Annotated in this window: 13 protein-coding genes; 1 reads left to right on the top strand and 12 read right to left on the bottom strand. The window is 63.0% G+C overall.

Features of this window, described 5'->3' with window-relative positions; genetic code table 11:
* Nucleotides 1–120: 120 nt before the first annotated feature.
* From Q4610_RS15390 to Q4610_RS15360, 7 genes are read right to left on the bottom strand one after another with little or no spacing between them, the layout of a single operon-like run.
* On the bottom strand, nt 121–423 hold the full coding sequence (locus tag Q4610_RS15390) for an enoyl-CoA hydratase-related protein (RefSeq protein WP_304536851.1): 303 nt from the start codon (nt 421–423) through the stop codon (nt 121–123).
* 13 nt (nt 424–436) lie between these two features.
* Nucleotides 437–2,731: a CaiB/BaiF CoA-transferase family protein gene (locus Q4610_RS15385; protein ID WP_304536850.1), complete on the bottom strand. Its 2,295-nt coding sequence runs from the start codon at nt 2,729–2,731 to the stop codon at nt 437–439.
* Nucleotides 2,732–2,748: 17 nt separating this feature from the next.
* Nucleotides 2,749–3,837, bottom strand: a complete 1,089-nt coding sequence (locus Q4610_RS15380; RefSeq protein WP_304536849.1) for a phosphotransferase family protein — start codon at nt 3,835–3,837, stop codon at nt 2,749–2,751.
* A complete protein-coding gene (locus Q4610_RS15375) occupies nt 3,827–4,990 on the bottom strand; it encodes an acyl-CoA dehydrogenase family protein (RefSeq protein ID WP_304536848.1) in 1,164 nt (387 codons plus the stop codon). The genes Q4610_RS15380 and Q4610_RS15375 overlap by 11 nt, the downstream gene beginning before the upstream one ends.
* Before the next feature lie 49 nt (nt 4,991–5,039).
* Nucleotides 5,040–6,233 carry an acyl-CoA dehydrogenase family protein gene (locus tag Q4610_RS15370; RefSeq protein ID WP_304536847.1) on the bottom strand — a complete coding sequence of 398 codons (1,194 nt, stop codon included), beginning with the start codon at nt 6,231–6,233 and terminating at the stop codon, nt 5,040–5,042.
* Nucleotides 6,234–6,242: 9 nt separating this feature from the next.
* Entirely contained in the window at nt 6,243–7,037 is a 795-nt protein-coding gene (locus Q4610_RS15365; RefSeq protein WP_304536846.1) for an enoyl-CoA hydratase/isomerase family protein, read from the bottom strand.
* Nucleotides 7,034–8,251 carry an acyl-CoA dehydrogenase family protein gene (locus Q4610_RS15360; protein ID WP_304536845.1) on the bottom strand — a complete coding sequence of 406 codons (1,218 nt, stop codon included), beginning with the start codon at nt 8,249–8,251 and terminating at the stop codon, nt 7,034–7,036. The genes Q4610_RS15365 and Q4610_RS15360 overlap by 4 nt, the downstream gene beginning before the upstream one ends.
* Nucleotides 8,252–8,310: 59 nt before the next feature.
* On the opposite strand from Q4610_RS15360, the gene Q4610_RS15355 reads away from it, so the two are divergent.
* Complete coding sequence (locus Q4610_RS15355) at nt 8,311–9,177, top strand: SDR family NAD(P)-dependent oxidoreductase (protein WP_304536844.1); 867 nt, start codon at nt 8,311–8,313, stop codon at nt 9,175–9,177.
* A gap of 368 nt (nt 9,178–9,545) precedes the next feature.
* Here the strand turns inward: Q4610_RS15355 and Q4610_RS15350 are convergent, their stop codons facing one another.
* The 5 genes from Q4610_RS15350 to Q4610_RS15330 all read right to left on the bottom strand — a co-directional run bounded on the left by Q4610_RS15350 (nt 9,546) and on the right by Q4610_RS15330 (nt 14,633).
* Nucleotides 9,546–10,892, bottom strand: coding sequence for an acyl-CoA dehydrogenase family protein (locus Q4610_RS15350; protein WP_304536843.1), 1,347 nt, complete (start codon nt 10,890–10,892; stop codon nt 9,546–9,548).
* A gap of 9 nt (nt 10,893–10,901) precedes the next feature.
* Complete coding sequence (locus Q4610_RS15345) at nt 10,902–11,294, bottom strand: DUF6285 domain-containing protein (protein ID WP_304536842.1); 393 nt, start codon at nt 11,292–11,294, stop codon at nt 10,902–10,904.
* Nucleotides 11,295–11,296: 2 nt separating this feature from the next.
* The gene (locus tag Q4610_RS15340; protein WP_304536841.1) at nt 11,297–12,316 is read right to left on the bottom strand and encodes a phosphotransferase family protein; all 1,020 of its coding nucleotides are present in this window, start codon (nt 12,314–12,316) and stop codon (nt 11,297–11,299) included.
* A 94-nt stretch (nt 12,317–12,410) separates the two neighbouring features.
* Entirely contained in the window at nt 12,411–13,409 is a 999-nt protein-coding gene (locus Q4610_RS15335) for a saccharopine dehydrogenase family protein (protein ID WP_304536840.1), read from the bottom strand.
* Nucleotides 13,410–13,493: 84 nt separating this feature from the next.
* On the bottom strand, nt 13,494–14,633 hold the full coding sequence (locus Q4610_RS15330; RefSeq protein WP_304536839.1) for an acyl-CoA dehydrogenase family protein: 1,140 nt from the start codon (nt 14,631–14,633) through the stop codon (nt 13,494–13,496).
* Nucleotides 14,634–14,656: the final 23 nt, after the last annotated feature.

Genomic DNA, 14,656 nt, shown 5'->3' with positions numbered 1-14,656 from the left:
AGGGTGCGGTGTTCGACGCGATCATGTTGTGGGTGGGCAGCGCCTTCGTCAGCCCCACCCCCACCGCCGGCCCATTGAATGCAGCGATGATCGGCTTTCGGCAGCTAAAGAGTGCGCTGATCAGCCCGCCACCGGCGTTAAACCCATCCTGCTGACCGAAATTGGTCGCGCCGCCGCCGGCAGGGCCAAAACTGTCCTCCCCCGCCGACAGATCACGCCGGGGAATAAAATCCCCCGTCCCCTCCCCCTCAGGATGACGACGCCGATCCTGTCATCCGCATCGGCGCGCCGGATCGCGTCTGTCAGGTCCGCACCCACCTGATTGGTGTAGGCATTCAGCTTGTCCGGCCGGTTGACCATCAGCGTCAGAATGCTCTCGTGCGCCTGCCACAGTATCTGCGATCGCTGGTCGTCCCGTCGCACTCCCGGTCGGGGTTCAGGTTGTGGTTGGCGGGACGAATTCCTCAATGACTTTCGCGGCAAGCAGCTCTTCGATCTCGGCCCGGCTCAAGCCAAGCCTCTCGTTCAGCAAATCGGCGGTATGTTCGGCAAAGACGGGGGCCGGGCGATCGGGTGGAGCGGGCAGCCGGATCGACCGGACTGGCGACGCCTCCATTGTCAGCGGCTCAGAAATATGCGGATGCATCGATTGGCGGAAGAAGCCCCGCTCCGTATAATAATCAAAGCCTGGCAGATCGGACACACGCAACATAGCCGCGGCTGGAACACCGGCAGCCTGCAATGTCTCCATCGCATCACGCGGGGCCTGCTGCGCCATCCACTCCGTCAGCGTCTGCGCGCCTATGACCTTGGCGATCGCCTGCTCGTCACCATCATGGCGTATCGTCACGACGCACCATTCGTCATCACCGGCACAGGCGTAGACCGCAGATTGCGCCTTATCCGCGTCGATGACCGGATGGCCTGCGCGTTCCAACCCGGTAGCCGCGATCCGCGCCGCCATGTGACTGAGCATCACCTCCGACTGGCTGACACTGATCTGGCCGCCCTTGTTGGTCTTGAGGCGACGGATGAGCAGCCCGATGACGCCGATCGCGCCGATCCTGCCAGCGACATGATCGGGATAGACGGTCAGCGCGTCGGAAAAGCTGTCAGCCTCGCCCGGATAGCGCCATTGGACGGTCAGGCCGGACGAAGCGCGCACCAGCGGGCCATAGCCCATGCGACGCGACCAGGGGCCAGTGGGGCCGAAGGCGGAGCTGTCGACCACGATTGTCCGGGGATTGATCGCCTTTAGCGTCTCATAATCGAGACCCAGCGTCTTGAGCGTGCCGCCCTTGAAATTGGTCAGAACAACATCGGTATCGCGGACCAGCCGGTAAAGAAGCTCCTTGCCCTTGGGATGGCGCAGATCGAGCCCCAGGCTGCGACGGTTGCGATGCCCCGTCGCGAAAGTGGGGCTGATGGGACCGGTCGATCGACTTTGCCTGCTGCCGTCAGGAAAAGCGGAGCTTTCGATCTTGACGACGTCCGCACCCTGATCAGCCAGCAGCCTGCCGGTTTCCGCCCCCACGACGATGACGCCGAAATCGAGAACCTTCAGTCCCTCGAAAGGACGATCACCGTCATTGGAAGGATGTATAGGGTTGGGACGCGGATGCCATTCGACATCGGGCGAAGGCAAAGCTGGCGCCGGCCCTGCGATGCCCATGCGCCTGCCGTCCAGTTCCAGCACGCCGTCGGGGAACAGGGCATCGAGCCCGTTACCGAGATCGACCGTCTTGAAGAATTGGCGCGCGACCATCTGTTCGGTCTCCAGCGCTTCTTCCAGCGTCAGGACGGCGGCGGTGGGCACGCCGAACCGCTGCCCTTCCTCCTCAGCCTGGAGGCGAGTCTTGTCGGCGAACAGTCGCGCCATCGCGGGCAACAACGTGGTCGACTGGAAACGAACCGGCATTTTGTTGAACGAAGGATCGGCAAATTCCTCAGGCCGGCCCATCCATTCGAACATTCCCTGCCACTGGCGTGGCGCCAGGACGCACAAACGTACGAATCCATCCTTGCAGGCAAGAATCGGGTACATGAAGCGCACATCGGGCCGCCCGCGTGGCAACTTGCTCGCCAAGACGCCGCCCGCGGCGCTGCCGCCGATGCCGTAGCCGGGATCGAGCGCCTGCGCCGTGCCGTCGAGCATCGAAAAGTCGAGATGATCGCCTTGCCCAGTCTTGAGCGCCTGCCAATAGGCAACCAACGTCACATAGGCCGCTTGGACCACGGCGCAGGCAATGGCCAGTTGCCCCGGCGGCAGCAGCGGCGGCCGTCCCGGAATGCCGGAACGCGACAATTCGCCGGACAGCGCGTGGAACAATGCGTCCGAGCCAGTCCAGTCGCGAAACCGGCCGGTGTCGCCAAAGTCAGAAACGGAAAGGACGACCAGCGCCGGGTGCCGCGCCCGCAACATATCGATGTCAAAGGCGTCGCGCGGGGCAATCAGGATGTCAGCGCCAGCCAGCAGCGTTTCTGCCCGGTCGATGGGCGCGGCGCGTTTGCCCAGATTGGCGGCGACGAAGTCGAGGCTTACCCCGTCGCACCGGCTGCCGGCATGCCGATCCGCAGCACCTTCTTCAGGCTCGATACGGATGACGTCCGCGCCCAGTTCGGCGAAATGGCGCGCGATTGCCGCCATCGGGCCGGTCGCGCCATCAACCAGGCGCAGACCGACTAGAGGGCGGTCGTCGCCGACCGCGTTCGCCACGTCATTTCCGGCCACTTCATACTCCTTCATCGTCAGATTTGATCACGCGCCCGCGCCGATCTTGGCCAGCAGGCGTCCATGGCCTCGCGCGCAAACAGGGCGAGGCGCGGAAATGCCGCTGCCCGCTCATGTGCATTTTCCGATACAGCGTTCCCGCGCAGCACTCGGCCCTTGATGCCGTGGAAGATCGCAGCCAGCCGGAAGAAATTGAACGCCATGTAGAAATTCCAGTCGTCGATGCCCGATCGGCCCGTGCGGCGGCAATAATCCGCGACATAGGCTTCCTCCGTAGGCAGACCGAGCGCGGCCGGATCGGCGCCGCCCAGGCCGGCGACGATATCGGCCGGCATGCGGTACATCATCGCATGATAGGCGAAGTCTGCGAGCGGGTGACCCAGTGTCGACAATTCCCAGTCGAGGATGGCCAGAATCTCCGGGCGCTCTGGATGGAAGATCAGGTTGTCGCACCGAAAGTCGCCGTGAACGATCGCCGTCTCATCGCCTTGCGGTATCGCTGTGGGCAACCATCGGACCAGCGCGTCCATATTGTGATCGCGACCAGCCAGTTCGTCCTCCAGATATTGCCGGGACCAGCGACCGATCTGCCGCTCGAAATAATTGCCCGGCTTCCCGTAGTCCGCCAGGCCGCATGCCGCGAAATCGACGCGGTGCAAGGCAGCCATGGCCGCATTCATGGCATCAAAATAGGCCGCGCGTTCACGCCTGGGCACCTGCGAGAAGGATGCGTCCCAGAAGATCCGCCCTTCCACCAGCGCCATAATGTAGAAGGGCGATCCGATGACGCTGTCATCGTCGCAGTGTGCGAGAACCGGCGCAACCGGAACGGGGGTCGCGGACAGAGCGCGCAGGACGCGCGCCTCGCGCAGGACGTCATGCGCCCCCTTTAGCACCGCGCCGGGCGGCTTTCGCCGCAGCACATAGCGTGCCGCAGGAGTAGTCAGCCGATAGGTGGGGTTGGACTGTCCGCCGTTGAACTGCTCGATTCCAAGCGGCCCGTTAAAGCCGGCGACATGGGTGCCCATCCACTCGGCCAAGGCGCCTGCATCGATGGCGGTGCGAACTTCGCCGGCGCCCGAATTGGCAGCAGCATCAGTGGCCATGGCTCGCTTTCCAGTCACGCTTGATCTTCTTTGCCAACGACCATTTGTGCACTTCAGTCGGGCCGTCATAGATGCGGAAAGCGCGGACTTCGCGAAACGTCTGCTCGACGATCGTGTCGCGACTGACGCCCGTGCCGCCCATGACCTGGACGCAGCGGTCGGCGATGCGCATCAGCGCTTCCGAAACGGCAACCTTCGCCATGGAACTCTCTGTTGTCCCGAGACTGCCGCCGTCGAGCACGCCAGCGCACCAATCGATCATCAATTCGCATTGTTTGAGGTCGATCAGATTTTCGGCCAGCATGAAGCCCACCCCCTCATGATCGATCAGCGACTTGCCGAAAGCTTGGCGACGATTGGCGTAATCCAAAGCGATCTCATGCGCGCGCGTACAGCTGCCCAGCCAGCGCATGCAATGCGAGAGACGCGCGGGCGACAGGCGGATCTGCGCATATTTGAAGCCTTCGCCCGCATGGCCCAGCATCTGATCGGCGGGCACCCGCAGATTTTCGATCGCGATGATCGAATGGCCGCCGGGCATCGATGAATCGATCGTGTCGAGAACCCGCTCGATGCGTATCGCCGGATCGGGCAGGTCGACGAGGAACATGCAGGCACCCTCGTCCGACTTCGCCATGACGATACCCACCTTCGCGCCGTCCGCGCCGGTGATGAAGGCTTTGCGCCCATTGATCACCCAATGATTGCCGTCCTTGCGGCAGGTCGTGCGCATCATCGAGGGGTCCGATCCGGCGCCGCCCTCGCTTGCCGGCTCAGTCATGAAGAAGGCGGATCGCGCGCGGCCTTCGAGCAGCGGCTTGAGGTAATGCGCCTTTTGCTCGGGCGATCCGACCTTGCCCAGGAGGTACATATTGCCCTCGTCCGGCGCCATCGTGTTGACCGCCAGTGGCCCGAGCGGGGACAGGCCGGACTTACGCAGGACGAGCGCTGTCTCGACTTGCGTCAGGTGGCTGCCGTCGTCCAGGATATGAGGAGTGAGAACATCCGCAGCGCGCGCTTTCTCGCGCATCTCCATGACCAGTTCGTCGCTGGGCCCGTGCGAGCCGCAACGCGGGTCGGATTCATACGGCACCACGGTATCGCGAACGAACCGCTCTACGCGCTCGGCAATTTGTTGCGCCCGATCCGTCATGTGAGAACTGCCCCCGTTGCAATGGTCAAAATCATGAAATGACATATCTTTATCGGTTCGCGATCGCGCGCCAGATGATGTTTTTCTGAACTTCCGTCGCGCCGCCATAAATGGTCTGCGCCCGTTCAAACAGATAGGCCGCCATTGCTGGCGGGGCGAAGGACTCGACCATCGGCATGGTGCCATGCCAGTCGTAACGATGCCTGTCAGCGAACGCCGCACCCCCTCGGCCGGCCAGTTCGACGAACAGTTCGGTAATATGTTGCGCCGTTTGGGTCGCGGCGATCTTGAGCGCAGATACTTCCGCAGACGAGACAGCGTCCCCGGCAGCAAGCGCGCGCGACACCGAGATGCCGAGCGTTTCGACGTCGATCTCACACTTGGCGATCCTGGCGGCGGTGAGTGGCGTACTGATCAGCGTACGGCCGTCGTCACCGGGCAGCCGCGCCGCCAGCGCGCGCAGCAGCTTCACATCCTCGCGCTTGCGCGCGACATGCGCATAGGAAAGACGTTCGCCCTGCAACAGGAAGGTCGCATAATGCCAGCCCTTGCCCTCTTCCCCGATGCGTTGCGAAACCGGCACACGCACATTGTCGAAATCGATGCGGTTGAGGTGATGCACGCCATCAAGCGAAACGATCGGATGCACGCTGATGCCTGGTGACGACATTTCCGCGCACAGGAAACTGATGCCGTCCTGCTTGCGCGCTTCCCGGCTCGTGCGGGCAAGGCAAAAGATCCAGTCTGCCCAATGACCGTAGGAGGTCCAGATCTTGCTGCCGTTCAGGACATAATGGTCGCCATCCCGCTCGGCTGTCATGCGCAGGCTGGCAAGGTCCGATCCCGCCTCTGGCTCGGAATAGCCCTGCCCCCAGAAGTGCGTTGAATCCAGAATCGCCGGGAGCCAGCGGCGCTTCTGTTCCTCTGTCCCGAACGTGTAGATGACCGGACCGACATAGATGACGGCCATCGGCACGATCGCAGGCACGCCCGCGCGATCAGCCTCCTCCTCAAAGACATGGCGATGCGCGGAGTCCCACCCCGGCCCGCCATGTTCCTTGGGCCAGGAAATGGCAAGCCAGCCGCGCGACTGAAGCGCCTGCTGATTGCGAACCTGATCCGCGCGGTCGAGGATCATGCCAGCCCGCAGCTTTTCGATCAGATCCTGCGGATAGTCGCGTTCGAAAAACGCGCGCACGTCCTCACGAAAGGCTTTCAATTCAGCAGAAGGATCCAGTTGCATGATGCTCTTTCAGGAAATTTGGTCGAGCCATTCGCCATCTGCGAGAAACCGGCGCAGCCGTTCACGCACGGCCGGCTCGTCCCGCAGCAGTCGGGCAAGGGCGAGGGACGATCCCTCCAGCGGAGTGCGATCGGCAGCAAGCGCCATGATCGCGCGGATGGCGGCGGGCGCGCGTCCCGCCAGTTCGCGCGCGACTTTCATCGCGCCATACAGTGCATCAGGCGCCACCTCGTCGACGATGCCGGCCTGAAATGCCTCATGCGCATCCAGGACGGTGCCGCGCAGCGACATCAGCCTGGCCTTTTGCATACCGATGATCGCCGCAAGGCGAGCGATACCGCCAGCGCCCGGAAAAATATCGATGCGGATTTCGGGCAGACCGATCGCTTTCACATCCTGCGCCGCGATCCTTATAGTGCACGCGAGCGCCAGTTCCAGGCCTCCACCCATGCACACCCCGTTGATCGCGGCGATCACAGGCTTGCGCGCGGCTTCGAGCATGGCGGCGACATCGTTGAAAGGGCTTTGCGCGAACGCCGCAGGATCGATCTGCCCCGTGGCCAGATATTCACCCGCTTTGGCGATCTGGCTGACATCGGCGTGCCGGATGAACACGCCATCCTGTCCGCCGGTCACGATGATCGCATGCACCGCTTCATCCGCGATCGCCCGTGCGAGAGCATCGCGGAGTTGGGCAGCGCCCTTGGCAGCCATGGTGCCGTGGGGCGGGTTGGCAAACCGCACGATGGCGATTGCGTCAACCCGTTCGACGGTTACTTGGCCCGGAGAGGCTTCGTTCGTCATGCCTGCGTATATTGCTTGATCTTCAGGCGACCAAGCTGGTTCATATGTACTTCGTCCGGGCCATCGGCGATCCGCAGATACCGGTTGAGCGTGAACGCTTCCGCCACCGACGTATCTTCGCATACACCCATCCCGCCATGGACCTGGATGGCGCGATCAGCGACCGTCTGGGCCATTTGCGGCGCGACGACCTTGATCGCCGCGATCAGGTCGGCGGCGACCTTGTTGCCATATTTGTCCATGGCATCGGCAGCCTTGAGCGTCAGCAGCCGTGCCATCTCAATTTCGCAGAAGGACCGGGCGACGTCCTGACGGATGCTTCCCTGCTCGGAAAGCTTCTTACCGAATGCCACGCGGCTGTCGGCACGCTTCGCCATGGCTTCAAGCGACCGCTGCGCCTGACCAATCGAGCGCATGCAGTGATGGATACGGCCCGGCCCTAGGCGGCCCTGCGCGATTTCGAAGCCGCGGCCCTCACCCAGAATCAGATTCGATGCAGGGACGCGGACATTTTCCAGCGCTACCTCGGCTTCGCCGCCCGGCGAGTTCGCGTTGCTGAACACCCGCATCGTGCGGACCACGCGGACGCCCGGCGTATTGCGGGGAACGATGATCGTGGAATGCTGCTGGTGGCGCGGACCATCGGGATTGCTCTTGCCCATGACGATCAGCAGTTCAGCGTTCGGGTCCATGATGCCCGAAATCCACCATTTGACGCCATTGATGACATAGTCGTCGCCATCGCGGACAATGGAGGTACTGACATTCGTGGCGTCCGACGATGCCACGGCCGGCTCGGTCATCAGATAGACCGAACGGATTTCCCCGGCCAGCAACGGCTTAAGCCACCGCTTCTGCTGTTCGGGGCTACCGAACTTCGCCAGCACCTCCATATTGCCCGTATCCGGCGCGGAACAATTGAAAAATTCCGACGCATGGGGGGAGCGACCCATGATTTCGGCCAGCGGCGCATATTCAAGATTGGTCAGGCCGGGACTGAATTCACCATATTCATGTGGCAGGAAGAGATTCCAAAGCCCAGCGGCGCGCGCTTTTGCCTTGATAGGCTCGATACCGGGCCAACGCTTCCAGAGATTGGCCGGATCGTTGTTCCAGGCGTGGAATTCATGTTCGATAGGATAGACATGCTCGGCCATGAAGGCTTCAAGCTTGTCGATCAGGCCCCTGACCTTATCGCTATGGTCGAAATTCATCTCGCTGCATCTCCCGCTACAGATTTCTTGATCAATCACTTAAATACACGCACAGAGCGATGATGCCAGCGCATAAATGGCTATCGCGCGATTCGATTGGCGACGAGGTGCGCTGCTACGCCGAAATTGCCGAAGATATGGAGTGTGATATGCGTTTTCCTCTTCCCACTGCGGGCATGGATTTGAGCGGGCAGACCGCTCTGGTAACGGGCGCAACCTCCGGCCTTGGCTATCGATTCGCCAAGGTGCTGGCCCTGGCGGGAGCGCAGGTCGCCGTTGCGGGACGGCGTCAGGACCGGCTCCAGTCGGTGGTCAGCGAAATCCGCGAGGCGGGGGGCACGGCCTTTGCGCTCTCGCTTGATGTCGCGGACGCGCAATCACTGTCCGGCGCCGTGGCCGAGGCTGAACGAGAGCTCGGCCTGATCACGATCCTCATCAACAATGCCGGCATGCCCGATGCCCAGCTTGCGACCAAGATGCCGCTCGAACTGATCGACCAGGTGCTCAACGTCAATCTGCGCGGCCCGTTCGTACTCGCGCGGGAGGTGGCAGCGCGGCTGATCCTTGCCAAGCAGCCGGGACGCATCGTCAACATCGCGTCCATGGCAGCGTTCAACTATGCCATCAAAGGCTCCTCGCTCTACTCGATCACCAAATCGGCAGTCGTTCGTATGACTGAAGTGCTCGCGGTCGAATGGGCTTCGGCCCACATCAACGTCAACTGCATCGCACCCGGCTCGTTCGACACCGAGATGCTGGATGGGATGCGTTCGCGTATCGGCGACACGTTCATCGAGCAATTCCCCCGCAAGCGCTTGGGCGATCCTGCTCAGTTGGACAGCACCCTGCTCTATCTCGTCTCATCGACGTCGGATGCCGTGACGGGTACGGTGATACGGGTGGACGACGGCCAGCTTCCGCGCTGAGGCGGATGTAGCGGCCCTGCGGCGAGACATGACGCGGATCGCTCCTATTGCGCAGCCGGCTCGTCACCGACCGCTGCGTGCTGCCCGTGTTTGCCGCAATGGCGCTGTTCGACCTGCGCGGATCGATGGTGAGCTGTTCGATAACTGGAAGGTAACGCGCCTGCCGCCCATTGTGGCCTAATCTCGCCCCCAGTGAGCTAAGTCCTGATAGACGCTGGCGCGAGCCGCGGGTCAGTATTCGCCAGGGACAGCGGCCGCACGGCGCGAAATGGCATCGTCTTCGAAGCGACGATCAGCATTGGGGCGAGCGACCTTCGGCCTTTCATGCGGGGCAGAGGCGCTCGCCATCGATGATCATCCCGATCAGGTCAGGACAGTGATGCCGGCCTGATTTGGCTTTTGCGATAATCAACGTCGGCGGGGGTTATGTTCGACAATTCTTCACGGCGAGGCCCCAGATAGCCGAAAAGATAGGCGCCCACCTTGCGCATCTGAATTTCCTCGGCGCCTTCGGTAATCCGGTAACGGCGATGGTGGCGATAGATATGCTCGAACGGTTTGTGCCGCGAATAGCCGATGCCGCCATGGACCTGCATCGCGCGATCCGCCGCCTCGCAGCACAGACGATTCGCCCAATAGTTGCACATCGACACCTTATCCGAGAGGCGCTTTTCAACCTCCGGGTGCGGCATCTGATCCATCTCCCACGCGGTCTTGCGAATAAGCTGCCGCAACATCTCGCACTGGGTCGCCAGTTCGACGAGCGGAAACTGGATCGCCTGATTTTCCGCAAGCGCCCGGCCGAACGGCCTGCGCGCACGGGCGTAGCGGATGCTTTCCTCCACGCAATAGGTCGCCGCGCCCAGTGAGGACGCCGCCTGACGGATGCGGTTTTCATGTACGAACGCCTGCGCCAGCGGAAGTCCGTTATCCTCCGGTCCGAACAGCGCGTCTTCCGGCACCCAGACATTGTCAAAGGTCAGCCGGGGGTGATCGGTGGGCATGTTGAATGTCCACAGATATTCGTCGATCGTCAGGCCGGGCGTCTCCGTGGGCACGAGGATGCAACTGATCCCCTTGGCATCGCCGTCCTTGCCGCTGGTGCGGGCGAACACGGCGCAGTGCGTGGCGATGTGCATCCCCGTGATCCACATCTTTTCGCCGTCGATCCGCCACCCCGGAACACCCTCGCGCGTCTCGCGCACCGCCCGCGTTTCCATATGCGTCGCATCCGACCCATGGTTCGGCTCGGTCAGGCCGAAGCAGACGAACAATTCCTGCGCCAGTAGGCCGGGGATGAAGGCATCCTTCTGCTGCTGCGTGCCGAAATCGCGAAACATCACGGCCAGCGGCTGATTACCGACGATCGAATGTTCCGCCTGAAGGTCGTTGTGCAGGCCCAGCCCCTTGGCCGCCAGATGTTCGCGAATGACTGCCATCCACAGGTTCGAGCCGTCCTGTCCGCCGAATTCCCTGGGCTGGGCAAAGCGGAAGAACCCCGCCTTGTCCGCGCGACGCTTGGCCTCGACCTGCAATTCCTCCCACTCATGACGCGGCAGGCCGTCATTCTCGAAATCGGTGCGCGCATATTCGCGGCGGTGATCGAAAAAGCGGATATTATCGTCGGCCTCCTCCAGTGGCTTGATCTCGGCCTCAATGAAGCGATCCAGCTGCGCAAGATAGTCGACCAGCTCAGGCGGTAGGTTGAAATCCATGTCTCTCTCCTATCTGTGATGCTGTGCCGCGCGCAGGGCCAGTACCCGCTTGAGCCCGCCATAAGCAGGCTGGTCCACGTTCAACTTGGCTTCGGTGATCGACCACAGCAGGCGCTCGACGGCCGGATCGGCGGGGTCGATCGAACGGTCCGCGATCCGCCGGGCCAGTTCGGTCGTCAGACCTTGCGTGTCGCCATCCATGCCGAGCAGACTGCTGAGCGCCCCATTTTCTTCCTGCGCGGCCGTCGCGGGCAGCGCCAGTTCGCGCTGCACCAGATCCAGCGCGTTTGCTGCGACGCGGGCGTTGAATGCGCTCGCGCCAACCAGTTGCGGCATCAGCTCCTCGCGAAGCAGCGTTGCTACCGCACGCAGGATTTCGAGGGGATTCGGTTCGTCCTGCATGATCAATCGCCCAGATAGATAAGCCGCAAAATGTCGATCTCATTTTCAGAGGCGCGACGCGCGATCATCGCGCGCTCGACCGACGTGTCGGTGCCGTCCCGGAACAGCGGCAACATGCCCGCGCAATTGACACCCCAACGCAGCGCGCTCATCACGTCCCACCAGCGCAGGCGCGCACGGTCGGCCACGCCACCGGCCATCTCATAGCTTTCGATCAACTGGTCCAGCCGACCCACTCCGCCAACTGGCTTGTCGATCATCCCGAACCGCCAAGGCATGGCGCATAGCCAGGCCAAATCCTCCATCGGATCGCCGGCATGGACGAGTTCCCAGTCCAGCACAGCGCGAATGCCGTCCTCGCCGACGATGACGTTGCCCAGTCGAAAGTCGCCATGGATCAGCCGGAGCGTCTGTTCTTCGGGTAGCCGGTCCGCCAGCCACCGCAGCGCGACCTCGAAAACCGGGCGCGGCGTGGGCAGCAGGGAGACGTCGTCCCGCATGACCTGCAACGAGCGCGCGGGGCCCTGCAACCGGAGCTGCGGGAGGTCCGTCAGGTCCACTGCGTGAATGTTGGCGAGCGCCGCGCCGAATTGACCCGGTAAGGCTGCCCGCGCGGCCGCGTAGCGATCGTCCCGTAATATCTTGCGGGCGATCGTCTCCCCATCGACATGACTGGTCATAAACCCGCGCCCCAGACCGTCCTCTGGCGACAGGACGTAGCGGACGCACGGCACCGGCACATTCTGCTTCGCCACCGCTTCGATTACCGCCGCTTCGATCTCCAAACCAGCGGTGCCCGAATGCTGAAACGTGCCACCAGGCGCACGCCGCAGGATCAGGCGGTCAGGCGTCCTGTCGCCCTGAACGGCGAACGACCATGTCTCCTGGCTCGCTCCGCCGGACAGGCGGCGCAGGTCGGTGATCTTACCGCCACCAGGCGCGAATTTTGATGTGATCGCCGCCAGCCCGTCCCGATCGAGCGGTCCTGTGCCAAACGCCTCTCCTGTCGTCTCCTGTGTCATGGCGTCGCCCTGCTCATCCAATGCTCATGCCTTATTGTTGCTCGACGGGCGGCCAATGCCTCGGACGCTGGTGCAGTAGCCAAGGCCTTCTCGTTCAACACGCCGGCTCGAAATCGGTGATTACCCCGCCCAGATCGCTGACCAGCCGCGCGCCATAGGCCGAGGCGGGCGATTGAAAGCCCGGCGTCAGGCGCCCATCCAGGATACGGGCCGCAATGTCGACCGCCGCCTTGGCCGTGAAACCATATCCCGATCCGGTTTCGACCACGGCGCTGGCGCGCGACCCATCGCGCCCGATGACCTCGGCAGCGGCAAAGGCGCGCCATCTGGCAAGCTGCTCGTCCGAAGGCCCCTCAGGAAATGCCTCCACCCCGCCGTCCGGCATTTTCAGGGCGGCGCCGCCCGCCATGAAAACCTCTATATTGGGAATGCCGGTGGATTTGCGTGCAGTGACAACATCGCCGAGTGGCGAGCGCCGGCATTTCTGAACAGCATAGCCAAAGTTCATCTCGACGACCGCGTCCGGTTCGTCGGGCACGACGAGCTTGTCATCGCGGCGCACCACCTGTCGTCCAAGTGCGGCGAGGCCGGTGCGCAGGGTTCCGCGCGAGGGGATGCCGTTTATATGCGCCAGTCCGATCCGAAGGCTGACAGGATCGCTGATCTTTTGTGCGACATAGCGAGCGATGCAGTCGCTGGGCACGACATCCCACCCGGCGCCCGGCATGATCATGACGCCCGCCTCCTGTGCTGCGACGTCCAACGTCTCGGCCAGCGAAAAGACGTCCACCTCCCCGGTGATGTCGATATAGTGGGCGCGGTTGGCGATGCACGCGCCGATGACCTGCGAAGCGGTCGCCGCGAACGGCCCCGCCCCGTTAATAACGCAATCGGCGTCCTGCACGACCGCGTCGAGCGCCGCCTTGTCGTTCACGTCCAGGACAACCCCTTCGACATCGAGCGCGCTGGCGAGCGCGTCCACCTTGTCACGGCTGCGGCCACCGATACGAAAATTCAGTCCGCGCTGCGCCGCAAGACGCGCTATCATCTGGCCAGTGTAGCCAGTAGCGCCGTAGATCAACAGCTTCGTCACGCTTTTCCCCTGATCATTGCGGGTGGACCGACCCTTCGCACGGACGTGGGGCCTCAACTGCGCCGCAGCGCCTTACACACCCGATCAGGCCACTTTCGGTTGGGTGAGCGCGGCATAGCGGGCGACATGGAAATCATGTGATCCGAACTGCGATTCGATCACCGTCGCCCGCTTGAAATAATGGCCAACGGCTAGCTCGTCCGTCATGCCCATGCCGCCATGTAGCTGCACGGCGCTCTGTCCCACATAGCGTGCCGTTTCAGCGATCGTCGCCTTGGCGGCGGACGCGGCACACGCGCGCGTGACCGGATCGGCATCCAGCTTGAGCGTGACGAGATAGGTCGCCGAAATCGCACGCTCGACCGCCATGTACATGTCGACCATGCGATGCTGAAGCACCTGAAACGACGAAAGTGTCTGGCCGAACTGGCGACGCTGTTTGGTGTAATCGGTCGTATCCTGCAACATCCGCCGCATGCCACCGACCGCCTCCGCACAGAGCGCGGCGATGGCTTCGTCACGCACCTGCTCCAGCAAGGGCAGGCTGCCCCCCTCCTCGCCCAGCAGGGCGTCTGCCGGCAAGCGCACATCATCGAAGCGCAGGTCAGCAGCCGCGCGTCCATCGATCAGGCGATAGTCGTGGCTTGTCAGGCCAGCGGCCTCCCTATCGACGACGAAGATCGACACGCCTGCCCGGTCGCGCTGCCCCCCCGACGTCCGCGCGGTGACCAGGATGTGGCTGGCGACAGGGGCGCCGTCCACGACAGATTTCGCGCCATTGAGCACCCAGCCATCCGCTTCGCGCCGTGCCGTGGTAGAAATATCCTCCAGCGCATAGCGGGAAGTCGGCTCACCGGCGGCCAGCGCAAAGCGTGCACTACCCGCCACCATCGCCTCCAGCAACGCCCCAGCGCGCGCGCCGCCCGTGCGACGCAGCAGACCGCCGCCGATAACCGCCGTTTCCAGATAGGGTTCCGTGACCAGCGCTTGCCCAAGCGCCTCCATGACGACCATGATTTCGACCGGACCGCCGCCCAGCCCCCCCAGATTTTCCGGCAGCCCTGCCCCCAATATGCCGAGCGCGGTGATGCCGGCCCAGATCTCGGCGGCGCTGGCGGATTGGGCGATGAGCTTGCGACGATCATCGAATCCGTATTTTTCTCTCAGAAAACGCGTGACCGCATCCTTCAGCATGACCTGCTCGTCGCTCAGCGTGAAATTCATCGCCACTCTCTCAATTATTGACT

This window comes from Sphingobium cyanobacteriorum (assembly GCF_030580935.1).
GTDB classification, from domain to species: domain Bacteria; phylum Pseudomonadota; class Alphaproteobacteria; order Sphingomonadales; family Sphingomonadaceae; genus Sphingobium; species Sphingobium cyanobacteriorum.
The sequence above is the reverse complement of the archived record's forward strand: the minus strand, read 5'-3'. Positions and strand labels throughout refer to the sequence as shown.

Excerpts from the sequence above, each read along its gene's own strand:
- Q4610_RS15380 (WP_304536849.1), bottom strand. The coding sequence starts at position 3,837 with ATGGCCACTGATGCTGCTGCCAATTCGGGCGCCGGCGAAGTTCGCACC.
- Q4610_RS15375 (WP_304536848.1), bottom strand. The coding sequence starts at position 4,990 with ATGACGGATCGGGCGCAACAAATTGCCGAGCGCGTAGAGCGGTTCGTT.
- Q4610_RS15370 (WP_304536847.1), bottom strand. The coding sequence starts at position 6,233 with ATGCAACTGGATCCTTCTGCTGAATTGAAAGCCTTTCGTGAGGACGTG.
- Q4610_RS15365 (WP_304536846.1), bottom strand. The coding sequence starts at position 7,037 with ATGACGAACGAAGCCTCTCCGGGCCAAGTAACCGTCGAACGGGTTGAC.
- Q4610_RS15360 (WP_304536845.1), bottom strand. The coding sequence starts at position 8,251 with ATGAATTTCGACCATAGCGATAAGGTCAGGGGCCTGATCGACAAGCTT.
- Q4610_RS15355 (WP_304536844.1), top strand. The coding sequence starts at position 8,311 with ATGATGCCAGCGCATAAATGGCTATCGCGCGATTCGATTGGCGACGAG.
- Q4610_RS15350 (WP_304536843.1), bottom strand. The coding sequence starts at position 10,892 with ATGGATTTCAACCTACCGCCTGAGCTGGTCGACTATCTTGCGCAGCTG.
- Q4610_RS15345 (WP_304536842.1), bottom strand. The coding sequence starts at position 11,294 with ATGCAGGACGAACCGAATCCCCTCGAAATCCTGCGTGCGGTAGCAACG.
- Q4610_RS15340 (WP_304536841.1), bottom strand. The coding sequence starts at position 12,316 with ATGACACAGGAGACGACAGGAGAGGCGTTTGGCACAGGACCGCTCGAT.
- Q4610_RS15330 (WP_304536839.1), bottom strand. The coding sequence starts at position 14,633 with ATGAATTTCACGCTGAGCGACGAGCAGGTCATGCTGAAGGATGCGGTC.